The 24,254-nt window shown below is 49.2% G+C and carries 21 protein-coding genes; 19 read left to right on the top strand and 2 right to left on the bottom strand.

The window, feature by feature from the left end; translation table 11 throughout:
- Positions 1 to 51: 51 nt before the first annotated feature.
- From P304_RS0105145 to P304_RS0105065, 17 genes are all read left to right on the top strand, one after another.
- Positions 52 to 597 (top strand): DUF6125 family protein, encoded by a 546-nt coding sequence (locus P304_RS0105145; protein ID WP_027389663.1) that lies wholly within the window; start codon positions 52 to 54, stop codon positions 595 to 597.
- 18 nt (positions 598 to 615) lie between these two features.
- Positions 616 to 3,864, top strand: coding sequence for a fused isobutyryl-CoA mutase/GTPase IcmF (gene icmF, locus P304_RS0105140; RefSeq protein ID WP_027389662.1), 3,249 nt, complete (start codon positions 616 to 618; stop codon positions 3,862 to 3,864).
- A gap of 21 nt (positions 3,865 to 3,885) precedes the next feature.
- Positions 3,886 to 4,437 carry a nitroreductase family protein gene (locus P304_RS0105135; RefSeq protein WP_027389661.1) on the top strand — a complete coding sequence of 184 codons (552 nt, stop codon included), beginning with the start codon at positions 3,886 to 3,888 and terminating at the stop codon, positions 4,435 to 4,437.
- A complete protein-coding gene (locus P304_RS0105130; protein WP_027389660.1) occupies positions 4,434 to 5,603 on the top strand; it encodes a M24 family metallopeptidase in 1,170 nt (389 codons plus the stop codon). Before P304_RS0105135 ends, P304_RS0105130 begins: the two co-directional genes overlap by 4 nt.
- Positions 5,604 to 5,838: 235 nt before the next feature.
- Positions 5,839 to 7,017: a thiolase family protein gene (locus tag P304_RS0105125; protein WP_034764193.1), complete on the top strand. Its 1,179-nt coding sequence runs from the start codon at positions 5,839 to 5,841 to the stop codon at positions 7,015 to 7,017.
- A gap of 11 nt (positions 7,018 to 7,028) precedes the next feature.
- Entirely contained in the window at positions 7,029 to 7,874 is an 846-nt protein-coding gene (locus tag P304_RS0105120; RefSeq protein WP_027389658.1) for a 3-hydroxybutyryl-CoA dehydrogenase, read from the top strand.
- Between the two features lie 15 nt (positions 7,875 to 7,889).
- Positions 7,890 to 8,672: an enoyl-CoA hydratase/isomerase family protein gene (locus P304_RS0105115; protein ID WP_027389657.1), complete on the top strand. Its 783-nt coding sequence runs from the start codon at positions 7,890 to 7,892 to the stop codon at positions 8,670 to 8,672.
- 18 nt (positions 8,673 to 8,690) lie between these two features.
- Positions 8,691 to 9,830 (top strand): acyl-CoA dehydrogenase, encoded by a 1,140-nt coding sequence (locus tag P304_RS0105110; RefSeq protein ID WP_027389656.1) that lies wholly within the window; start codon positions 8,691 to 8,693, stop codon positions 9,828 to 9,830.
- A gap of 39 nt (positions 9,831 to 9,869) precedes the next feature.
- Complete coding sequence (locus tag P304_RS0105105) at positions 9,870 to 11,870, top strand: heterodisulfide reductase-related iron-sulfur binding cluster (RefSeq protein ID WP_027389655.1); 2,001 nt, start codon at positions 9,870 to 9,872, stop codon at positions 11,868 to 11,870.
- A 19-nt stretch (positions 11,871 to 11,889) separates the two neighbouring features.
- Positions 11,890 to 12,666, top strand: a complete 777-nt coding sequence (locus tag P304_RS0105100) for an electron transfer flavoprotein subunit beta/FixA family protein (RefSeq protein ID WP_027389654.1) — start codon at positions 11,890 to 11,892, stop codon at positions 12,664 to 12,666.
- 9 nt (positions 12,667 to 12,675) lie between these two features.
- Entirely contained in the window at positions 12,676 to 13,593 is a 918-nt protein-coding gene (locus P304_RS0105095; RefSeq protein WP_027389653.1) for an electron transfer flavoprotein subunit alpha/FixB family protein, read from the top strand.
- Complete coding sequence (gene cobO, locus P304_RS0105090) at positions 13,590 to 14,120, top strand: cob(I)yrinic acid a,c-diamide adenosyltransferase (RefSeq protein ID WP_027389652.1); 531 nt, start codon at positions 13,590 to 13,592, stop codon at positions 14,118 to 14,120. The genes P304_RS0105095 and cobO overlap by 4 nt, the downstream gene beginning before the upstream one ends.
- Positions 14,121 to 14,148: 28 nt before the next feature.
- A complete protein-coding gene (locus tag P304_RS0105085; protein ID WP_051321429.1) occupies positions 14,149 to 15,018 on the top strand; it encodes a CoA transferase in 870 nt (289 codons plus the stop codon).
- A 46-nt stretch (positions 15,019 to 15,064) separates the two neighbouring features.
- On the top strand, positions 15,065 to 16,222 hold the full coding sequence (locus P304_RS0105080; RefSeq protein WP_027389650.1) for an acyl-CoA dehydrogenase family protein: 1,158 nt from the start codon (positions 15,065 to 15,067) through the stop codon (positions 16,220 to 16,222).
- A gap of 15 nt (positions 16,223 to 16,237) precedes the next feature.
- Positions 16,238 to 17,200 (top strand): CoA transferase subunit A, encoded by a 963-nt coding sequence (locus P304_RS0105075; RefSeq protein ID WP_027389649.1) that lies wholly within the window; start codon positions 16,238 to 16,240, stop codon positions 17,198 to 17,200.
- A gap of 1 nt (position 17,201) precedes the next feature.
- Complete coding sequence (locus P304_RS0105070; RefSeq protein ID WP_027389648.1) at positions 17,202 to 18,023, top strand: CoA-transferase subunit beta; 822 nt, start codon at positions 17,202 to 17,204, stop codon at positions 18,021 to 18,023.
- Positions 18,024 to 18,147: 124 nt separating this feature from the next.
- Positions 18,148 to 18,585 (top strand): MarR family winged helix-turn-helix transcriptional regulator, encoded by a 438-nt coding sequence (locus P304_RS0105065; RefSeq protein ID WP_027389647.1) that lies wholly within the window; start codon positions 18,148 to 18,150, stop codon positions 18,583 to 18,585.
- A gap of 30 nt (positions 18,586 to 18,615) precedes the next feature.
- Here the strand turns inward: P304_RS0105065 and P304_RS0105060 are convergent, their stop codons facing one another.
- Positions 18,616 to 19,044 carry a helix-turn-helix domain-containing protein gene (locus P304_RS0105060; protein ID WP_027389646.1) on the bottom strand — a complete coding sequence of 143 codons (429 nt, stop codon included), beginning with the start codon at positions 19,042 to 19,044 and terminating at the stop codon, positions 18,616 to 18,618.
- Between the two features lie 554 nt (positions 19,045 to 19,598).
- Between P304_RS0105060 and P304_RS16040 the strand changes: the two genes are divergently transcribed.
- The gene (locus P304_RS16040) at positions 19,599 to 21,107 is read left to right on the top strand and encodes a cache domain-containing protein (RefSeq protein ID WP_051321428.1); all 1,509 of its coding nucleotides are present in this window, start codon (positions 19,599 to 19,601) and stop codon (positions 21,105 to 21,107) included.
- Positions 21,108 to 21,170: 63 nt separating this feature from the next.
- Here the strand turns inward: P304_RS16040 and P304_RS0105050 are convergent, their stop codons facing one another.
- On the bottom strand, positions 21,171 to 23,153 hold the full coding sequence (locus P304_RS0105050; RefSeq protein ID WP_027389645.1) for a HAMP domain-containing methyl-accepting chemotaxis protein: 1,983 nt from the start codon (positions 23,151 to 23,153) through the stop codon (positions 21,171 to 21,173).
- A gap of 456 nt (positions 23,154 to 23,609) precedes the next feature.
- On the opposite strand from P304_RS0105050, the gene P304_RS14170 reads away from it, so the two are divergent.
- A complete protein-coding gene (locus tag P304_RS14170; RefSeq protein WP_051321427.1) occupies positions 23,610 to 24,254 on the top strand; it encodes a histidine phosphatase family protein in 645 nt (214 codons plus the stop codon).

The raw sequence follows: 24,254 nt of genomic DNA, 5'->3' as shown, positions 1-24,254 counted from the left end.
TGGCCGAAGGGAATCTCCTTCGGCCAAAGTGTTTGAGAAAAGGAGTTTGCTATGAAACACGGAGATGAAGGGATAAGAATTCTTGCTGACATGAGCAAAGAGCAGCTTATCCAAATAATTATTGATGATGCCAAAAACTGGCTAGCACATGACGGGCTATGGTTTCAGGCAGTCGAAAAGCGCTACGGGCTTGATAGAGCAATCGACATTGATCGCGAAGCATGGAGCCTCTTTACGGTTGTCGAAGCAAAGCGAATTATGGAGCGATTGAACTTGCAACCCGGTGGGGGAATACCGGCGTTAGTGACCTGTTTATATCATCGGCTTTACGCGAGACTGAACCTGCAAGATGCCATAGAGCAGACCGAAAATCGAGTTGTTTTCCGTATGCGTGATTGCCGCGTGCAGTCGGCAAGAAAGCGCAAAGGGCTTGCCGATTTTCCCTGTAAATCAGTTGGTATCGTCGAATATCGTGAATTTGCCAAAACCATCGATCCTCGCATTGTAACCACCTGTGTGGCATGTCCTCCTGATCAACATCCCGACGAGTATTGGTGCGCATGGGAATTCACTATCCCCCAGGATGCCCCACAGTAAAGACAAAGGAGATACTCTATGCATGAAAAGATAGAACCATATAAAACGAAACATAAGCTGCGTTTTGTCACCGCGACAGCGCTTTTTGACGGGCATGATGTTTCCATTAACATTATCCGTCGGCTGTTGCAGGCATCCGGTGCCGAAGTTATTCACCTTGGGCATAATCGTTCGGTTGATGAAATCGTTACTGCCGCCATTCAGGAGGATGTCCACGGAATTTGTATCAGCAGTTACCAAGGCGGACATGTTGAATTTTTTAAATACACCATGGATTTGCTCCGCGAACGCGATGCGATGCATATACGTGTGTTTGGCGGCGGTGGCGGCGTTATTATCCCCGATGAAATTAAGCTCATAGAGTCATACGGAGTTTGTAAGATATTTTCGCCGGAAGATGGTCGCATGATGGGACTTCAGGGGATGGTAAATTTCAAACTACAGCAGTGTGATTTTCCCATTGAAAGAGATCCGGCTGCCGAAATAGGAAAACTCAAAGATCGTGATATTCGCGCGATTAACACCATCATCACGCTCGCAGAAAATGCACAATTTGCCGAACATACCGATTTGCAAAAACAAATCCATAGCATGGCGGTTCATGTTCCTGTGCTGGGTATAACCGGTACCGGTGGTGCCGGAAAAAGTTCACTAACTGATGAGCTGGTGCTCCGTTTTCTGCGAGATTTTCCTGATAAAAGCGTGGCGATCCTCGCGGTTGATCCTTCGCGTCAACGCACAGGTGGCGCTTTGCTGGGCGACCGTATCCGTATGAACTCCATTGCAAACGTTGGCAATCGCGTCTACATGCGTTCGCTGGCAACACGCGACTCGCATACCGAGCTTTCTGCTGCGATACATGACGCTATCGATGTTGTACGTGCCGCAGGTTTTGACCTGATTATCGTTGAAACGTCTGGGATTGGGCAGGGCGATGCCTCAATTGTCAACGTGTGTGACGTTTCGCTTTACGTTATGACATGCGAATTTGGCGCGCCGACACAGCTTGAAAAAATAGATATGCTTGATTTCGCTGATTTGGTCGCTATCAATAAGTTTGATCGTAAAGGCGCGGAAGATGCATTGCGCAATGTGCGCAAACAGTACCGTAGAAATAAAGAGTTGTTTGACGCACCAGATGAAGCCTTGCCAGTCTATGGCACGATTGCGTCGCAATTTAACGATCCGGGAACCACGGTACTCTATAGAGCGGTCATCGACACATTGAATCGCAAGCAGAACCTTGCATGGAATTCATCCCTCGAAATTATTGAGAAGGACAGCCTGAAAAAGGTGATTATTCCCCCAGATAGAATCCACTATATGGGCGAAATTACGCAATCCGTTCGTGGCTATCGTAAAATGGTGGCGCAGCAGGTAAAAGTGGCACGTGCGCTGTATCAGTTGCAAGGTGTCCGTTCCTTGCTTGAAGCGAGCGGCAGTGTGGCGGGCGACGATATTCAGGGGTTAATTGAAAGTCATGAAGGGCACCTCCTCACCGAAGTGCGCCAAATTGTTGCTGGGTGGCCGAAGCTCATTGAGGCCTATCGTCAGGAAGTGCAAATTACAAAAATTCGCGACAAAGAAATCCGGACTGAACTCACCACTACCAGCCTATCGGGCACGCGCATCCCGAAAGTCTGCGTGCCGAAGTATGAGGACTGGGGCGAGATCGTCCGCTGGAGTATGTTGGAAAATATTCCTGGCTCTTTCCCCTATACGGCCGGCGTGTTCCCTTTTAAGCGGACGGAAGAAGACCCGAAGCGGCAATTTGCGGGCGAAGGGAGCCCAGAGCGAACCAATCGCCGTTTCCATTATCTGTGCCAGGATGATGGCGCGAAACGTTTGTCAACCGCTTTTGACAGCGTAACACTCTATGGCGAAGATCCGGACTATCCACCAGATATTTACGGCAAGGTTGGCGAAAGCGGAGTATCGATTTGTACCCTGAACGACATCAAAAAGTTGTACGCCGGTTTTGACCTGTGCGCCCCATCGACCAGCGTTTCCATTACCATCAATGGCCCTGCGCCCATGATGTTGGCCATGTTTTTTAATGCCGCGATAGATCAGCAGGTCGATGCATTTCGTCAGGAAAAAGGGCGTGAGCCTGATAAAAAGGAGTACGAATCTATTCGTACCTGCACGTTGCAAACAGTTCGTGGAACCGTGCAGGCGGATATCCTCAAAGAAGACCAGGGGCAGAATACCTGCCTGTTTTCTATCGACTTTGCGTTAAAGATGATGGGAGATATTCAGCAATATTTTATCGACCAAAAAGTGCGCAACTATTATTCCGTGTCTATCAGTGGCTACCATATTGCGGAAGCAGGGGCGAATCCGATCACCCAACTCGCCTTTACGATGGCCAATGGATTTACGTACGTTGAATATTATCTTTCGCGCGGTATGCATATTGACGACTTTGCGCCGAGTCTCTCTTTCTTTTTCAGTAATGGCCTTGACCCTGAATACTCCGTGATTGGACGGGTTGCTAGGAGAATCTGGGCGGTTGCTATGCGCGAAAAATATGGTGCCAATGAGCGGAGCCAAAAGCTGAAATATCACATTCAGACCTCTGGGCGCTCGCTCCATGCGCAAGAGATGGATTTCAATGACATTCGTACCACGCTTCAAGCGTTGATGGCGATCTATGATAACTGCAACTCTTTGCATACCAACGCTTACGATGAAGCGGTGACGACACCGACCGAAGAATCTGTTCGTCGTGCCATGGCCATTCAGATGATTATCACAAAAGAGTTTGGTCTCGCCAAAAATGAAAACCCGCAGCAAGGTTCTTTTATTATCGAAGAATTGACTGACCTCGTCGAAGAGGCGGTTTTGTGTGAGTTTGATAGGCTGGATCAGCGTGGTGGCGTGTTAGGTGCGATGGAGACGCAATATCAGCGGAGTAAGATTCAGGAAGAGTCGATGCTCTACGAACACAAAAAACACAGTGGTGAGCTACCCATTATTGGCGTGAACACGTTCTTGAATCCACGAGCTGGTGAAGAAGGATACGGCGCTGTCGGAGAACTTGCTCGCGCTACTCCGGAAGAGAAAGAGCAACAAGTGAATAATCTGCGCGCATTCCAAGAAGCAAACAAGGAACAGTCCGCTATAGCTATTCGACGTTTGCAAGAAGTGGCTACGTCAGGTGGGAATATCTTTGCCGAACTGATGGAAACGGTACGGTATGCCTCTTTAGGCCAGATTACTCGCGCGCTTTTTGAAGTTGGCGGACGCTACCGGAGAAACATGTAACGTGTTTGTGTGGAGGAGATCATGGATATTTTCGAGGTAATCAAAAACCGGAGAAGTATACGCAAATATACGAATCAACCGGTGCAACAGGAAACAATTCTGCAGGTGTTAGAAGCGGCGAGGCTTGCCCCTTCTTGGAAGAACTTACAATGCTGGCGTTATATTGTGATCGATATGCCAACGCTCAAGGAGCAGATCCTCTCGGCATTTCCCGAAGACAATCCCGGGCGCAAAGCGATTGTGCAAGCGCCTGTGGTGATTGTGGTTTGTGCGAATACGCAGGAGTCTGGCATTGAAAACGGGATCGAATATTATGTTGCAGACGTTGCCGTTTCATTCCAGCAATTGTGCCTTGCTGCAACAGCACTTGGGCTGGGAACGTGTTGGATCGGCTGGTTTGACGAAGCACGCATTCGCGAAGTATTGCAAATCCCACCTTCTATTCGCGTGGTGGGGATCACGCCGCTGGGATATCCCGATCAAGATCCAAAGCCTCGTGGGCGTAAGGCGATGAAAGAGATTGCAATGCTCAATTCATGGAACCAAGAAATGCCTACTGGAGGTGATGCATGATTACACGTACTGAAGCGATGGTGCGCGTGGCAAAATTGCAGTCTGCGCTACAGGGTCAAAAGATTGACGGGGCGCTTTTTCAGCTTCCTATTGATATCTATTATTTCTCTGGCACACGGCAAAATGGAGTGTTGTGGGTTCCTGCCGAAGGCGTTCCGATCCTGCTCGTCAAAAAAAGTTACACGCGTGCTTGTCAAGAGAGTCCACTGGAGGATATCCGCCCGTTTCCGCCGAGTAAGGAATTTGCCGCAACTTTTCCTGAAAGCGTGATGCGTATAGGACTTTCCTACGACATCTTGCCAGTGCAGCAACAAGCGTATTATTCCAAATTGCTTCCGGGAAAAGAGTTCTGCGATATCTCCCTCCCCTATCGAGATATTCGCTCCGAAAAGACACCGTTCGAGCTGCAATTACTAACACAGAGTGCGAAGTCGCTTTGTTCCGTATTTGAGCAGGTTCCGCAGTTTCTGAAGGCGGGTATGCGCGAAGTTGATGTCGCCGCAGAATTTGAGTATCGCCTGAGAAAGGCGGGTAATGAAGGGTATATCCGCATGCGTGCTTTTAATCAGGAATTATTCATGGGATTAGCACTCTCGGCGGGAGCGGCGTGCGAAGGTTTTTTTGATGGTGCGGTTACCGGGCGCGGTTTAACCAGTGCCGCACCGCATGGGTCGGGAGTTGCTTTGATTCAAGCTAATGAGCCGATTTTCATCGACTACACGGGTGTTTTCAACGGCTACATTACGGATATGACACGCATGTTTGTTATCGGCACGCTTGATGCCGAGCTGAAGCGCGCTTTTGACGTCTCATTGGCAATACAAAAACGGATTCAAGAACTGCTGATACCGGGGAATATTTGCGAGGATCTCTTTAGTGAAGCACTCGCTATGGCAAATCAAGAGGGGCTCGGTGAGAGTTTTATGGGAATGCCCGGCGAGCAAGCGAAATTTGTTGCGCATGGCGTTGGACTTGAACTTGATGAGTTACCTGTTTTGGCACAAGGGTTTAAAGTTCCACTGCGGGCAAATCAGGTGGTGGCCGTTGAGCCAAAATTTGTTTTACCCGGACGGGGCGCAATCGGCATTGAAAACACGTTTATTGTGACCGAAAAAGGTGGTGTGAAAATTACCGCCATTCCTGATGAGATAGTCTATCTTGCCTAATTAGTGCGAGTTGCAAGAGTAGTTTTTAGCTTTTATTTTTCCATGGTAGCGTATTTCGTATCTCTAAACATCGCGGAAAAAATAGTGCTCCACGATGAATATATAAATGCGTTATGTTTTCGGTTGACATTAACGTCAACGGTATTTATAAGAGGGCAGAGTATATCTCTTTGATCAACACAAGAACCGGCAATCGCCTGACAGTCGCGGTGGGTTGTCGAAAGGAGTGAAAGGTATGGGCGCAGAAGTATTCATTGTTGAAGGGAAAAGAACGCCGTTTGGATCGTTTAATGGGGCTCTTTCTGACCAAGATGCACCAACCTTGGGCGCTTGCGCTATCAAAGGGGTGCTCGATGCCACCAAAATCAGCCCAGAAGCGATTGGTGAAGTTATTATGGGGCATGTATTGGCTGGTGGTTGTGGCCAAGCGACGGCACGTCAAGCTATGCGCGGCGCGGGCATTCCAGACTCCGCAGGGGCGCTAACTATCAATAAAGTCTGTGGTAGTGGCTTGAAATCTATCATGTTAGGGGCGAATTCCATCATCTTGGGTGATGCCAATGTGGTGGTTGCTGGCGGGATGGAGAGTATGTCTACTGCACCATACATTCTCAAAAAAGGGCGCACTGGGTATCGTATGGGGCACTCCGAGATATTTGATCTGATGATTTATGATGGGCTGCAGGATCCATATTCCGGTCGTCACATGGGAGAAATAGGCGAGGAGAGTGCTGAGCGCAATGGGCTGACCCGTGCGGAGCAAGATGAGTTTGCCGCGCGCTCGTATCAGTTGGCACAAACTGCGGTCAAAGAAGGGATTTTTCAGGATGAAATTGTCCCGTTTGTCAAACTGGCTAAAGGGAAAGAAATCATTATTAGCGAAGATGAAGAGCCATTTAAAGGAGATATCGCAAAACTTCCTACGCTGAAAACAGTCTTTAAAAAAGATGGCACGATTACAGCGGGGAATGCTTCTACTATCAATGATGGCGCGGCGGCCGTACTGCTTGCCAGCGCGGAGGCAGTGCGTCAATTCGGCCTAGTGCCAAAAGCGCGGATCGTCGCCATGGCCACCAATAGTATGCAGCCAAATTACTTCCCTGAAGCGCCAGTCGGCGCTATTCAAAAGGTATGCGCCAAAGCAGGTATCAGTATCAACGACATTGATCTTTTCGAAATTAACGAAGCGTTTGCCTCCGTAGCACTCCTCGCGGTGAAGCAGCTCAAAATACCTATCGATAAAGTGAACGTCAATGGTGGCGCGTGCGCCATTGGTCATCCGATAGGCGTGAGCGGGACCCGTCTGGCCATCACCGTTGTTCGTGAACTGCACCGGCGCAATGTGCGTTATGGATTGGCAACGTTGTGTATTGGTGGCGGAGAAGCCGTCGCGGTCATTGTAGAAAAAATATAAGGGAGGATGTTATGACACATATTGGCGTACTCGGAGCCGGACAAATGGGCAATGGCATTGCTCACGTTTTTGCACAAAAAGGTTTTCGCGTCATTCTTTTCGATATTTCACAAGAACAACTCGCCAAGGCGTTGAAAACCATTCAGGCCAATCTGGAGCGTCAGGCCAAAAAAGGGGCAATTGAGTCTTCTGTTATTCCGGAAATTATGGGTCGTATATCTTCGACTACCAGTATGGCAGATTTAGCTGGGGTTGATCTGGCGATTGAAGCCGTTACGGAAAACGAATCGCTCAAGCTTTCTATCTTCAAGCAACTTGATGAAACCGTAACCAACAAAAACGCCATCCTCGCATCCAACACCTCTTCCATTCCGATTACGAAAATTGCTTCCGCTACCAGCCGTCCTGATCGTGTTATCGGGATGCATTTTATGAATCCAGTGCCGGTTATGGCGTTGGTTGAAGTTATTCGTGGCCATGCCACCAGCGATGAAACCTTTGCCACCATTGCAGAGGCCATTACCACACTTGGGAAAGAAATGGCGGTTTCACAGGATTATCCGGGCTTTATTGTGAACCGCATCTTGATCCCTATGATCAACGAAGCGGCCTTTGCCCTCTACGAAGGGATTGCGACGGCTGAAGATATCGACAAGGGGATGAAACTTGGCACCAATCAGCCAATGGGGCCGTTGACGTTGGCCGACTTTATTGGACTCGACACGGTTTTGGCGATTGCCAATGTCCTCTATGACGGGTTTAAAGATCCCAAATATCGCCCATGCCCTTTACTCGTAAAAATGGTGAATGCGGGTTACTACGGTCGCAAATCTGGTCGTGGTTTCTACCAATACTAACGAGGAGCGTGCGATATGACATTTCAGAATCTCTTGGTAGTGACTGATGATTCGATTGCTACCGTTACCATCAATCGGCCGCAGGCTCTCAATGCCCTCAATGCCGAAGTGATTTCAGAGTTAGAAATGGCCATCAGTGCCTTGCAGAACGATGAAGCGGTGCGCGTCATTATACTGACTGGTGCGGGAGAAAAGTCATTCGTTGCTGGCGCTGATATTAAAGCGATGGCGCAGATGAGCGCATCTGAGAGTCGTGCCTTTGCCCACGCGGGTCAGCGCACCGTCAGCCTTATGCAACAGGGAGCCAAGCCGATCATTGCCGCCGCCAACGGCTTTGCGCTTGGTGGTGGGCTTGAGTTGGCGCTCGCGTGTGACTTTATCTATGCCTCAGCAAAAGCCAAATTTGGGCTGCCTGAAGTGGGTTTAGGGGTAATTCCCGGCTTTGGAGGTACACAAAACCTTACGCGTCGTATCGGAGCTGGGCGTGCCAAGGAGCTTATTTTTACTGGCCGCGTTATTAGCGCAGAAAAAGCCTTGGCGTGGGGAATCGTGAATGAAGTGTGCCCACCCGAGGCATTGCTGGCGACGGTTCTTGATGTGGCACGTGAAATTGCCACGAAAGGGCCATTGGCCGTTTCGCGTGCGAAAGAGGCGGTGCAGAGCGGGGCAAATATGGCGCTCGATGACGCCTATCGCTTGGAAGCGGCACTTTTCGGAACGTTGTTCGCTACGGACGATCAACGTGAGGGGATGAATGCTTTTATTGAAAAGCGCCCGGCAACCTTTGTCGGGAAATAACATTTCTGAGGTGATGCAATGAATTTTGACCTGAGCCAGGATCATAAAGTTTTACAAGATGCCGTTCGTGATTTTGTTCTTAAAGAGATTAAACCTCTGGCGGTATCAATTGATGAAAACCATGAAATTCCGAATGAGTTGGTGCACGCCATTGCGGAAATGGGTTTCTTGGGGAGTTATATCCCAGAAGAGTACGGCGGAGCCGGCATGGACATGCTTTCGTACGCTATTGTTGTTGAAGAAGTTTCCAAAGCGTGCGCTTCGACGGGAGTACTGATTTCTGCCCATACGTCGTTGGCATGCGACCCGATTTACCGCTTTGGTACGGAAGAGCAGAAAATGCAGTGGTTGCCCGATCTGACTTCAGGGGAAAAAATCGGATGTTTTCTGCTGACGGAACCGGATGCGGGGAGCGATGCGGGAGCCATTACGACAACCTATCGCCGTGAAGGTGATGAATTTGTCATAAACGGATCAAAGATATTCATTACCAATGGTGCCTACCGTGGCACGGGTGTTGTGCTTGCCACATTCGATAAAGGGCTGAAGCACAAAGGAGTATCTGCTTTTATTGTTGATTTGGAATCGCCTGGCGTTGAAATCCTTAAAAATGAAAACAAGATGGGGATTCGTGGAAGTTACACCACGGCCTTTGGGCTCGACGATGTACGCGTGCCTGCCGAAAATTTGCTCGGACAAGAAGGGCAAGGTTTTAAAATTGCGATGGAAACCCTTAACGGTGGTCGTATCGGGATTGCGTCGCAAGCACTTGGGATTGCCGAAGGAGCTTTTACGCTAGCGCTGAACTATTCGAAAGAACGCAAGCAATTCGGCGCCCCCATCTGCAACCTGCAAGCCATTCAATTTAAGTTGGCCGACATGTGGGCACGAATCGAAACCAGCAAGCTGATGACCTATAAGGCAGCTTGGATGAAAGATAATCAGAAGAATTATTCCATGGAATCGGCGATGTGCAAAATGCTTGCGTCAGAAACAGCCACCTATGTCACCAAGGAAGCTATTCAGATTCACGGTGGGTATGGCTTTATCTGTGACTATGAAGTTGAGCGGATGTACCGCGATGCGAAGATCACGGAGATCTACGAAGGAACCAGCGAGGTTCAACGGATCGTTATTTCAAAAATGCTTCTCTCGTAAAGGGTCAATATAAATATTGCTTCGTATATGGAGGCCGTCATGGAATTCACTCGTGAAATATACTGGAACATAGGTTCGGGCGTCATCCTGCCGATGTATCTGCTGAGCTTTGTTGCCATCGCTTTGTGTATTTGGGGTTTTTACCGCCGGATCGCACTCTACCGCCAAGGGAAGGATGTTGAGCGTTTTGACCAACCGGCGGTGCGGATCCACGCGATGCTCCGTTTAGCGCTGCAGCAGACAAAAGTATTGCGGGTGAAAAAGCGAGGCGGTTTTCATGCATTTTTCTTCTGGTCGTTTCTGTTGCTGTTTATCGGAACGCTGTTGATTATGCTTCAGGCTGATCTCACCGATCCGGTTTTCGGATATGTCTTTTTAAAAGGCACCTTCTACCTCCTTTTTTCACTGGTACTTGATATTGCCGGAGCCGTGGGTATCGTTATGTTGGCGTTTCTCATGGCTCGGCGCTTTTTTACGCAACCCAAGGAAATTGAATCGATTCGCGACGACTACGCGATTCACGGTATGCTTTTTGCTATTCTCGTCACAGGATTTTTGGTCGAAGGGGCACGCATGGCGGCAACAGAGATCCCACAAGCTTCAACGCTTATGTGGTATTCACCGGTAGGGCTTGTCTTCGGCCAACTGTTTACCTCTTTGCATGCCGATACCGTACTGGCTTTGCACAGCGCTCTTTGGTGGCTCCACTTTCTGATTGTGCTGGCCTTTATTGTCGCCATCCCTTTCACGAAGCTGCGGCATATTTTTACCATTCCGGCAAACTACTTTCTCGGCGATTTACGCGCGAAAGGGACGCTCGCTCCTATACCGCTTGAAGATGAAACTATCGAGCAGTACGGGGTTTCTACCATTCATGATCTCACTTGGAAGGATATTTTTGACACCGATGCCTGCATTAGCTGTCAGCGGTGTCAGGATCGTTGTCCCGCGTATGTGACCGATAAACCGCTCTCTCCGATGAAACTTATTCAGCAGATTGGCGAAGTGGCTGTTGGCGAAAATCCGCAAACGAGCCTCGCGGAATGTGTGACGCACGACGTACTCTGGTCATGCACAACCTGCCGCGCCTGTCAGGATATTTGTCCCGCGAATGTGGAGCATGTCAATAAAATCATCGGCATGCGTCAGAGTCTTTCACTCATGGAAGGTGAGTTTCCTGGCGATGAAGTTCGCACTGCAATAGGCAACATTGAAGTCAATGGCAACCCATTTGGGCTGGCCTATGCGAGTCGTGGTGATTGGGCGGATGGTCTTGATGTTGCCCGTCTGAGTGAAGGTGAAACCGCCGACATTCTTTATTTTGCAGGTTGTTACGCTTCATTTGATAAGCGCAATCGCGACGTGGCCAGAAGCTTTATTGCGATCTGCAACGCTGCTGGACTCCGTGTTGGGATACTAGGCAAAGAAGAAAAATGTTGCGGCGAACCGGTGCGAAAGCTTGGTAATGAATATCTTTTCCAGATGCAGGCCACAGAAAACGTCGAAACCATCAAAGGATATGGTGTTTCGCGTATTGTGACGACCTGTCCGCATTGCTTTAATACCTTATCGCGCGACTATAAAGATTTCGGGCTCGATATTCCTGTCGAACACCACTCAATATTTATACAAACGTTGATTGATGAAGGGAAACTGGATATTGCTGGCGGTCTGGAGGCGTTTTCTGCGACCTATCACGACTCCTGCTATCTCAGTCGTTATAAGGATATTACGCAGGAACCGCGCAAAACTCTGGCACAGGTTGGCGGTACCATTCAGGAAATGGAAAAGCATGGCATTGATGGGTTTTGCTGTGGCGCTGGCGGCGGGAGAATTCTTGCTGAAGAAACGCTTGGCAAAAGAATCAATGTCGAACGAGTACGCATGGCAGCGGAAACGAATGTGCCACTGTTGGTGGCGAACTGTCCGTTTTGCCTGACGATGTTTGAAGATGGCATTAAAACGGGCGGGTTTGAAGAAAACCTGAAAGTTATGGATCTCGCCGAGGTTGTTGTTAATAAACTCTCACTTTCGAAATAACTCATCTCAGGAGGAAACAATGAAAATTCTGGTTTGTATGAAACAGGTGCCTGACCTTGAGTCGCGCTTTCGTGTGAACGCTGACGGTACATGGTTTGATGAAAGTGATTTAGCATTCAGAATGAACGAGTATGACGAATACGCGGTTGAGCAAGCGGTACAAGTTCGGGAAAAACTTGGCGCGGAAGCTGAACTGACGGTTCTTTCCGTAGGGCCGGCTCGTGTGGTGGAGGCACTGAAGAAAGCTCTTGCGATGGGATGCGATAAGGCGGTGCACATTCTTGATGCGGCGGTACACACGAAAGATCCCGCGCAAATAGCCGCAACTATTGCTCAATTCTGCAAAGACAAAGACTTTAAACTGATTTTTACCGGCATGCAATCACAAGACCGCGGCTCGGCGCAAGTGGGCGTACTCCTTGCCAGCGCACTTGGGTATTCCTGCGCCACGACCATCGTAGATTTCTCCCTTGTTGGTGACAATGTAGAGGTTAAGCGTGAGCTAGAAGGTGGGACAAAAGGTGTCGTTACGCTCTCGCTTCCGGCAGTCTTCACATGCCAGTTGGGGTTGAATTCGCCGCGCTACCCAACATTGCCGAACATTATGAAGGCCAAAAAGAAGGAAATTCGTGAAATTCCGGTTGCTGAACTTACGTGTATTGAACCGCTGGCACTCACCAGAAAAGTGTATCCACCAGAGAAAAAATCGGGTGGCCTTGTGCTGGAAGGTGATGTGGCAACCATGGTCGATCGTGTTGTGTCACTACTTAAAGAAAAAACATCAGTGTTGCGCTAGGAGGTTCCCATGAAAGTATTGGCAGTCGGTGAATATCGCGAAAATACATTATTAGAAAGCACGTACGAACTACTTGGCTTTGCAAAGCATCTTGGCGCTGACGTTTCAATGGTGCTGGTGGGACGTCGCGGGCAGGGTGTCGCACTGTCGGGAACGCTCTATCTGGCCGACGTTAACGTCTATCATGAGTACAACCCAGAGCTGCATACGCGACTTGTTCTGCAAGCAGCGGCCGAAGAAAACCCCGACCTGATCGTGTTCTTGCACTCGTCGTATGGATGGGATTTGGCTCCGCGTGTGGCGGCGGCACTTGGTGTGGCACAAATTTCCGAAGTTATCGGTGTTGACGGCAGCGAGTACGAGGTTCCCTGCTGCAATGCAAAAATGCGAAGGAAGGTGAGCAGTGCGAAGTCCCAAGTGGTGTTAACGTTGCAACCTGGTGCTTTTACGGCGCATAAAGCCAGCGAAGACGCCAAGGTTGTTTCACTTGAAGTTGCGACGGAATCAAAAGGGACATTCACTTTTGTGGGGTACGAAGCAGCTGAAGCGAAAGGGGTAGATTTGTCGCGTGCGGAAGTTATTGTCACCGCAGGTCGCGGCATTGGTAAGAAAGATAATGTGGCGATAATTGCCGACCTTGCCAAAGCCCTGAAAGGGGAGTTAGGCGCAAGTCGTCCCGTCGTTGATGCGGGCTGGGTTCCGCATGACCACCAAGTCGGTACTACGGGGCAAACGGTAAGCCCTAAACTCTATATCGCGTGTGGCGTTAGTGGTGCCATTCAGCATCTGGCAGGGATGAAAAAATCTGATTTCATCGTGGCGATCAATAAAGATCGCGACGCGCCAATTGGTGAGGTTGCGGACGTGTTGGTCGTTGCCGATGTGATGCAATTTGTCCCCGCGCTGACAGCGAAAGTTTCGTCATAATGCTTCGGCAAGGATATACGCAAGTGTACACCGGCAATGGCAAAGGGAAGACAACAGCGGCTTTTGGTCTTGCTCTGCGCTCGGTCGGTCGCGGACTGCGTGTCTGTGTGGTGCAATTTCTCAAAGGTGGTGGAGCCTACGGGGAGCACTTTGCGGCGGACAGATTTGCGCCATTGCTTACGGTTCATCAAACTGGAAGAGACGTTTGGATTACGAAAGGAAACCTTGAGACGGAAGATATTACTATCGCTCAACAGGCTTTCAAAACCGCTCAACATGCCATATTTCTTGAAGGATACGATGTTGTCATACTCGATGAAATAAATTGTGCCGTCTGGTTTGGGTTGATTCCGGTGGACGATGTTGTCGACCTGATTGCGAAAAAACCGCCCTGCACAGAACTTGTTTTAACGGGACGGTATGCTGACGAAAAAGTTATAGAAAAAGCTGACTTGGTCACGGAGATGAGAGAAATCAAACATTACTATCAAGTGGGCGTCGATGCCCGTGTCGGCATTGAAAAATAGCAGTACATAACGCAATGGAGGCGAATCAATGACACATACGCGACTCTCAGAGAGTGATGCGAATTTCCATACGATACTTCACGGGTGCAAGGTGGTGAATGTTTCGCTTAATTTGCCGGGACCTGCCGCTGCGGAAAAACTTGCCAACATGGGAGCGCATGTCACTAAGGTTGAGCCTCCAACGGGTGATCCGATGCAGCACTACTGTCCCTACTGGTATCAGCACATGGCAGCAGGGCAAACGGTTGTTACTGCTGATCTAAAAAGCGAGGCGGGGAAATCAGATCTCGATGCGTTGCTACGCAATGCCGATGTGCTGCTTACCGCTTCGCGCCCGGCAGCGCTGCAACGGCTGGGACTTGACTGGGAATCGTTACGCGCCCGTTATCCGCGCCTTTGTGTTGTTTCTATCGTAGGCTACCCCGCGCCCAATGATCATGTGGCGGGTCACGATCTCACCTATCAGGCCGCGCTCGGTTTGATATTTCCGCCACACATGCCAGTGAGTTTGCTGACCGATATTTCCGGTGCGGCCGAGGTGGTTACGACGGTACTTGGATTGCTTTTCCAACGCGAAAAAAGCGGTACCGGAGCGTATCGCCAAGTGTCGCTTGTTGAATGTGCTTTACCCTTTGTCGATCCTTTGAAGTACGGAAGTACCTTGCCGAATGGTGGTCTCGGTGGAGCTATTCCTGAGTATAACCTGTACCAGACACAGGATGGTTGGATTGCGGTAGCCGCTCTTGAACCACACTTTAAAGAGCGCCTTGAGGGCGCGTTTTCCTTGAGCGGTGCTGAGAGCTATCGGGCAATATTTGCGACAGAGAGTTCGCTTTTCTGGCAGGAGTGGGCACATGAACACGATGTGCCGATTGAAATAGTGAAAGAGTGGCGTTGACTGACGACAACCATAACCCGAACATCAGTACCATGAGGAGATCCCTATGTATCTGGAGTTAAGCGAAGAGCAAAAACTGATTCAAAGTACGGCACGTGATTTTGCCAAAGCCGAGCTTGAGCCGATAGCAGCCAAGCTTGATCAAAGTGATGATCGAAGTCCGATGCTGGCTAATCTCAATAAGCTAGCGGAACTTGGCTTTATGGGGCTGAATGTTTCGTCTGAGTATGGTGGATCGGAAGCAGGAGTTATTTCATTTAGTGTTGCTATGACCGAAATTGCACGAGCCTGTGCTTCGACGGCAGTTACCGTTTCGGTCAATAACATGGTGGCCGAAGTTATTCAGGCCATAGGCTCGGCTGAGCAAAAGCAAGCCTATATTCCCAAAATATGTTCTGGTGAATTTGCAGCAGGAAGTTTTGCGCTTACCGAAACCGGGGCGGGATCTGACCCCGCGGGGATGACTTCAACCGCGTTCGATGATGGCGATTCATGGGTGCTGAATGGATCAAAGATATTTATTACGAGCGCTCCGTATGCGGGCGTGTTTGTTGTATGGGCGGTAACCGATAAAGCTGCGGCAAAAGGAAAAGGGATCAGTTGTTTTTTGGTCGAAGCAGGGACACCAGGTCTTATTGTTGGCAAAGAAGAAAAGAAAATGGGGCAACACGCATCGGCCACCAATGAAGTCATTTTTTCTGATTGTCGCATTCCGAAAAGCGCCATTATGGGAAAGCCAAACGATGGATTCCGGGTTGCCGTTGCCGAGTTAGCCGGTGGTCGCATCGGTATTGGTTCATTAGGTCTTGGGATTGGTCTCGCGGCAATGGATGCCGCAACGCGGTACGCGGCTGATCGTAGCCAATTTGGGCAGAAAATTACCGGATTCCAAGCCGTACAGTGGATGATTGCGGACGGATACACTGAGCTTGAGGCGGCACGTTTGCTGTTAATGCAGGCCGCATTCCGCAAAGAAACTGGCCGTTCATTTGCGAAAGAAGCTTCGATGGCAAAAATGTTTGCGACCGAAGCGGCCAATAAGGCGTGCTATAAGTCGATACAAATGCTTGGCGGATATGGATATACGCAAGATTTTCCTGTTGAGCGATATGCGCGTGATGCTCGAATCACGACGATATATGAGGGGACAAACGAAATTCAACGGCTGATTATTGCACGCGAAATTCTGAAGAATTTTGCGTAATAAGGGGGCATACGTATGAACAGCAAACGGATTACCATACAACAAGCAGCAGAGATTATTCAGGATGGCAGTAGTCTAACTTTTTCCGGGTTTACCATCTGGCGTCGTCCCATGGCGATTGTTTTTGAACTCATTCGTCAGCACAGACGGCATTTGCACTTAATCGAGGTGAATGGCGGCCCGCACACCGAGTTTTTGGTTGGTGCGGGGTGTGTTGATATTTGGGAGTCTTGCTGGGTTGGGCATGAGTTGTATGGAAAGTATGGTGCGAATCTGTCGCGCAGAGTTGGGCGGAAAGAGATAATCGTTGAGGACTATAGCCATGCCGAAATGATGTTCCGCATGGCCGCCGCCGCTTCAGGAGCGCCGTATGGCGTGACGCAGACCTCGCTGGGAACCGATATCCATAACCCTGAATACGATATGCTTGGCAAGGCTGGATTGCGGGACGGTAAGCGGATTGCAAAACATAAATATAAATTCGTTGAAGACCCCTTTTTTGGTGCCGGGTCGCAAGTTCTTGTGCCGGCTCCCAAAATCGATATTGCGATTCTCTGCGTACAACAGGTTGGCGAAGAGGGGACGGTACGGGTGAATGGTCAGTATTACTCTGACCCGGAAGCGGCACGTGCGGCCGATATTACGATTGTTATGGCCGAAGAAATTGTCCCGGAAGAATACCTGCGTCGGAATGCCGATCAGAATACGATAGCAACCTTTGAAGTAAATCACATTCTGGAGTGCCCGTTTGGGGCTCATCCTACAGGGATGTTTGGGCGTTACGATGTTGATGGCGCTTTTCTTAAAGATTTTTATGGAAAAACGCGGACACAAGAAGGATTTGATGCGTTTGCCGATGAGTGGATTTTTGGGCACGACCACATGAGTTATCTCGAGAAACTTGGTTGGTCGCGCATGTTAGGGTTAAAAGCGAATACCGCGCTGAACTACAGTGTTCGGCCTAAGAAGGGGGCGTGATATGAATACTCACGATTACGCAAAGCCAGAAGAGTACGGATTGGCCGATCTACTTTGTTGCGCGGCCTCGCGCGAGGTGCAAGATAATGAAATAGTATTTGCTGGCACCGGATTGCCGATGGTTGCCATTATGTTGGCGCAAAAAACGCACGCCCCAAATCTGAAACTCATTTTTGAAGCAGGAACACTCGATGGACGTCCACCGGAAATTCCCACATCGGTTGGTGATGCCCGCTGTGAAATGGGCGCTTCGCGCTCGTCAGGGCTCTACGATGCCTTTAGTATTGCGCAGCGTGGATACGTTGATCTTGGTTTTTTGGGGGGAGCCGAAGTGGATGAGTACGGTAACGTCAATACCACGGTTATTGGCGATTACTTAGCACCTGAATTGCGACTCACTGGCAGCGGCGGAAATCCCGATATCAATTCGTTCGCCAAGCGCACCGTATTTATTATGGTGCACGAAAAGCGGAGGTTCACGAAGAATGTAAGCTACATCACAAGCCCGGGCTGGCGAGTGAAGAAATGGCCTGGAGGTGAATTCGTTCACCGCCGGGAATTATATGGTACTGCCTACCGTGGTGGCCCTTCTGCGATTATCAGTACCGCTGGTGTGTTTCGTTTTGATGAGGAAACGGGGAAAATATACCTTGATACGTGCCATCCAGGAATGACACCAGAGGAAATTCAGGAGTTGTGTAATTTCCCACTTGATATTTCTCGGGTCAATGGGCTGACGGCACCACCAACGCGTGAAGAGCTTCATTTGATTCATGACGTCCTTGATCCTGACGAAATATTTATTCCAAAAACAAAGCGCTAACAACCGCCAGAAGCTGTTCTTTCTTCGGGTGTTTTTTACTTGTATTCCGGTGGACATGATGACTCATTGCGAAGGATGTCATGTCCACGTTTTTCATTGATTCGAAAACGATGTGAGGTGCACTGTGAAAATTTCCACCCCGCTTGATCTGTATTGGAGTATGGGACTGGTGTTGCGCGATTTGCGCGCCATTGACGAAAAGCTGCTAAAAACGTTTGATGTTGGTCCGGCGCAAATGAGAATTCTCCACACAATAAGCGATCATCCGCAAGGGCTTAATCTGAAAGAAATATCGCGTATGATAGACGTGACACCAGGCAATGCCAGCCGTTTGGTGGAAAAATTATCCCAAAAAGGGTGGGTAGATCGGTCGCCATCCCCGATAAGCAAGCGAGAAATAGTTGTTCGGCTTACTCGCGAAGGGAGCCGACACCTTCGCAAGCTTGCACCATTGCAACAGCAAGAGATAAATTCCTACATCGGTAAACAACTTAGCCCTGAACTTATCGGTCAACTGAAAGTGATATTGGAAGCTATGGAGGAAGATACGGCGGCCTCTTGAGGAGTGTTGCGCATCAGCGTTCAAAAGAGGTCAGTCGGTGTGCTGTTCGCTCACCCGAGCGAATTTTTCAAATAAACGGTCGCGATATTCGACAAGGTCGACTCTCAGCGAGGCAATTCGTGCCATTTTTGCGTCAACAAGTCGAATATGTTGATCAATGGTTTTAATAAGCTCAGGAATAAGCTTGTCAGTTCTTTTCGCGTTTCCATAGACGCGATAAAGATCCTGCATCTCCTTGATCGTTAATCCCAACTCTTTGAGTTTCATTATGAGTCGAATTCTCCGCACCATATACGGCGTATAGCCGCGAATGGTGCCATTGTCGCGTTCGGCAGACTCAATAATTCCTACTTCTTCCCAATAGCGTAGTGTTCGCGTGGTCAGTCGCAGTTGTTTGGCAAGTTCTCCAATGGGGGTTAATTCATCCGTATCAACGTGATTTTCTGGGGTGTTATTCATGAGCCAACCTCGAGCAAAATTATGAATATGGTTGCTTATATCCTTTTTACTATTCGTTGAATAGCGAAAAACAACTCCCCTCTATATGCTATTCGTTGACGTTAAAGTCAATTTATTTTTTGCTTTTATCATGTATACACGGGTTCGTGAAGAGAAGATGAATGAGTGTAGTGAAAGGTTATAGTCTTTTATTGCAACAGATTATAATGTAAATAGTGATGTTGTACAGTGGCAAAACTATTGCGCTTGAAATGGGTTCTTATCTCTTGCTTGTATTATCAGGTCAACGGATATCGTGAGTGATGGCGAGCCAGAGATGATGTGGTATCTCAATGTTACCATGTAGTATCTTGTCAGGTGAAGAGTAGGCGAACGGAGTCACTTGCAGCGCAACCGCTATATTTTTTCACAATTACTTTGCGTCGTCAGTATCAATGCATTATATTCCGCAGCTATGTAACGCATGTTCGCTGGATGTACGTTTGTGCGCTTTGCATATTCGGTATCTTTATTCAATTGCCAATTTTCTAAAGTGGCATACAAGGAGCCAAATCGTGCGATTGCCGTTTTCCCCAAAAACTATTAAGGGTCGACTCCTCGCTTTTTTTGGTGTGGCCATTTGCGGCACTGTCGCGCTGATTGCTATTTCTCTTTTCACGTTAAACCACAACATGTACAGCATTAAAAATCGTGCAGTGGAAGAGATGACCCAGGCGGCGTATAGCATTGTTGAGAGCTATTGGCAGATGGTGCAATCTGGTGAAATAACGACCGAAGTTGCACAGCAACGTGCCTTGCGTACACTGCACTCAATGCGATATGGCGATGGCGAATATATTTGGGTCAATGATATGCACCCGCGAATGGTCATGCACCCGACTACTCCAGAACTTGATGGCGCAGACTTAACACATTACGCTGATCCCCATGGTAAACGGTTGTTTATGGAAATGCTAGCTGTTGTGCAGCGCGACGGAAAAGGGCATGTCGATTATTACTGGCCGAAGCCCGGCTTTGGTGATCCGGTGCCTAAGTCTTCGTACATCATGGGTTTTCAGCCGTGGGGTTGGGTAATTGGCACGGGCGTTTATATCGACGACATTAACGCGATGCTCTGGGTTGAAGTGCAACGCATGGCCATAATTATTGCCATCATGCTGTTCGTTACGGCAGTACCTATGATTGCGATTGTGCGTATGATCGTCCTGTCTACGGCGGCAATTACGGATAAAGCACGCAAGCTAGCGGCTGGTGATGCCGATTTATCGAAACGGATTTCCCTCAGTGGCGAAGACGAACTGGCACAGGTTGCCAAATATATGAATCAGTACATCGAAAAAGCACATCGAGAACAGCAGGCGATGATTCAGCAGGCCAAGCTGGCCGAAATTGGCGGTATGGTGGGGGCAATAGCGCACCAGTGGAAACAGCCGCTCAACAACATCAATTTACTGGCGGCTGATCTGGCAGAACTCTACCGTTCCGGTGAGCTGACAAAAGAGGAGCTGGAGTTCTCCACCACGCATATTCAGCAGCAGGTTGATTATATGGCGCAGACGGTCGACGACTTCCGCAACTTCTATAAGCCGTCAGATAAGACCAGAAACTTTTGCCCGCAGCAACAGATTCGTGATGTGCTGGAATTGATGCGTGGGCAACTGATGCGCGATAAGGTTATATTAACCTTTTTCCCTTCGGAAGTATCCCCGCAGGTCTACGGTTGCCCAAATGAGTTTAAGCAGGTGTTTTTGAACCTGATCCATAATTCGCGCGACGTGTTTCAGGAACGCAAGGTAGATGAGCGGATGATCACGATCACGGCCAGTGTCAGCGAAGGTATGCTTCGTTTCACCGTGCGTGATAATGGTGGCGGCATTCCCGACGAACTCCTTCCTGATGCTCTTTTTGATTCTTTCACCTCAACCAAAGGGGAGCATGGAACGGGGATTGGTCTTTCGCTCTGCCGGCAGATTGTTGCCAAAATGGGTGGAACCATTCAGGCGCGCAACACTGACGGTGGCGCAGAGTTTTGTATTACACTGAGAACTACAGACGTTGTGTGAGAGTGATACACAAGCAGCGCATCTGCCGGAAACGGTGATGACAGATGCGCGGCACAGAAAGATTTATGCGCGGGGAAGCATCTTGCGCTCTTCGATCTGGAATACGGCAACGCTCTCCTGAACGTTTGTGGCAAGCAGTGCCAGATCGCTTGAGGCGCGCGAGACTTCTTCCGAAGAAGCGGCGGTTTGTTCCGAAGCTGCCGAAATGGCCTGAATGTCCTCGGTGATTTGATCCGCCGTGGCCGACATTTCTTCAATTGCGGCGGCGTTTTGTACAATTAATTCCTGTAGATTTTCCATGCCTCCAATGATTTCGGCAAAGGCGGCATCGGTTTCTTGCGCCAAGCGATTGCCGATTTGTGCCTTTTCGTCAACGTGAGACATAGAGCGGACGACCTGATCAACGCCACCCTGAATGCTTTCCACTATGGAGCTGATCTCTTCGGTTGAGTTGGCGCTCCGTTCGGCAAGCTTGCGCACTTCATCCGCAACAACAGCAAAACCGCGTCCCGCGTCGCCAGCGCGGGCGGCTTCGATCGCCGCATTCAGCGCAAGCAAATTGGTCTGTTCCGCGATATCGTTAATAACTTCAATCACTTGCTGCACGCGGGCGGCTTTTTCTTCGAGCGAACGGGCATGGCCAGAGGCAATATCAACTTGTTCGGCGATATTTTCCATCTCTTTGGCGGACTGTTTGACCTTCGAGCCGCCTTGACGCGATAAATCGAGTGCGTTTGAGGTGTTTCCTTGAATCTGACTCATGTTCTGCGCAATCTCCGTCGAGGTCTGCGACATTTCGAGCGACGCGGAAGCAATTTGTGAAACTCGCTCTGCTTGCAGTGCCATGCCGGAACTCATTTGTACGGAAGCGCTGCTAAGTTCTTCACTGGCAGAAGCCACACCAGTTGCCGTTTCTTGAATATTCCCTACGGTGTCGCGCAGACTACCAACCATGGTATTCAGTGAGTGGACAAGCTGGCCGATTTCGTCGCGCTGCTGAATGGGGAGCGTTCGCGTCAAGTCGCCATCGGCCACCGCATTGGCGAAATTGACACTTTGCTGGAGTGGGCCGACGATCATACGGGTGATCGAAATAGCGAGGAATATGCCAAGAGCAATCGCAATGGCAGCGGCAATAAGGATAATCCGCTCGGCTCGGACGGTTTCGCTATCCATGACCTGATTCCCCACCGCCAGGGCTTGATTGATCGCCTGATTGATATCGCCAATATTTTGCCGGATGGCCTGATATTCCTGATCAAGTGTCTGCACCCGCTCTGCCCACGTATTGAGTGCTCCAAGGTACTGCTGCATAATAGTGGTTGACTGCTCAACGGCGCGCTGCATTTCGCTGTTAATCCCTTGTATGCGCATCCATTGCCCTATTTCGGTAAAGCGAGCAATGATTTCATCCGTAACAAGCCTTCTGGCGGCCTCTATGGATGCGATGTCACCACGGATGATGTATTCGCGCACATAAAAATGCACCCGGTTGATGTTTTCCACAATGCCCGCTTCTGTGCGCAGCATGTGAAGAGCTTGGTTAATTTGGGTTGGGTCGCTTGTAAGGCGTAGTTGCTCGGCAATGCCCGCTGTCATGCCATCGCTGATTTGCTGTGAGGTTTGGCGCGATAATACACCGAGGCGGATAAGCTCATCAAACAGGGCGTTGCGTTCACGGACTCCCACACGGTAGTCCTTAAATCCGCTGATGGTTATTTTCACTTCGTCGATTGCGGTTTGCAGGAAGCGAGTCAACGCTTGATGGTCGGTGTCGCGCTGGAGTGCGAGAAGGGCGAGCTCGCCTTGTCTTAGCAACTCTTCGGCTGTTTCGGCACGGGTTGCGTTTTCATTGCGCAGATAAATCTGGATGTTTTCAGCAGCTTCCAGCGCCATCACGGCGACATTGCTGGTGGAAAGGGCAGTGTCAGCTCCTTTGTTGAGCGTTGCCATCGAAGAGTAACCGATAATAGCTACCACTAATGAGATCAGGATCAGTATTCCGAATCCACTTCCAAGTTTCGTGCTCATTGTAAGATTTTTCATTGCGTCGTCCTTAGGGTTTTGCAGTATATAATAGGGTTTTAGGGTACCCCTTCGCGAAGGGAGCTACGACAGTACCATGAAGAGAACATGGTTCTAGTATGGAAAGCTATTATTGGGTATCATAAAAGTGAATTGTTGCGCAATAGCTTTTGAAGAGATTCTACCAGTAGTTATTGGTAATCCGATGTTCTGTAGATGTTTAGCAGATGTTAAAATAGTCTTTAGTGATTTGTTTGGTATTTATTGGTTTTGCTGACATTGTTTTGTCACAATCATGACAGTAGAGCGCCGTTAGGAGAGTGTTTTATGCTGTTCATATTGCGTTTATTTGTATCATATAATCGCAAAAGTTATCTGTTTTTGGCTTGTTGATGATTTTACTCTGTAAAATAAGTTGATTGGCGCCGCAAGCTATTTTATAGTGATTCTTATCACTATGTTGATCAGGAGGGGGAAATGTCACATCGTGTTCTTCAATGTCTGGTAGCTTTGGGGTTGTGTGTAGGTACGGTTCTCCCCTCTTTGGCGGAGACCTTTCGGGAGTCACCACTTGATGCGCAGACGATTCATGCGGTGCAACAGGGTGGGTATGTGCTCTACTTGCGTCATGGCATAACTGACTCCGCTATTCCCGATCAGGTTCCGGTTGATCTGAATGATTGTTCTACGCAGCGTCCGTTGACGACTGAAGGGCGGAAACAGATGGCGTTTATTGGTCAAAGTATTGCGCAGGCAGGTTTTCCGGTAGGCGAAATATATGTGAGTCCGTTTTGTCGGGCGATTGAAAGTGCGCAGGCTGCTTTCGGGGAGCGCGAAATTGTTGTGGAAGAGTTGCTGAAATATACCGCTGCCATGACTCGAGTCGAAAAAACACCGGTAATTCAGCGTACGCGCGAACTGGTGTCATTGCCGGTGACAACGGCGGGGAAAAACCGGGCACTCGTTGCTCACGGGCCGAATATGGCCGAAATCATGAACTATTTCCCTCCGGAAGGGACGTTGGTGGTAGTGCGCCCGCTTGGTGCGGATTCCTTCGAATATGTCGGGAGCGTTCGCCCCGAGCAGTGGGATGAACTGCTGCTCCCCCCACCCTGGCAGTAA

Origin of the sequence: Chrysiogenes arsenatis DSM 11915, assembly GCF_000469585.1 — a bacterium.
Lineage (GTDB): Bacteria > Chrysiogenota > Chrysiogenetes > Chrysiogenales > Chrysiogenaceae > Chrysiogenes > Chrysiogenes arsenatis.
The sequence above is the reverse complement of the archived record's forward strand: the minus strand, read 5'-3'. Positions and strand labels throughout refer to the sequence as shown.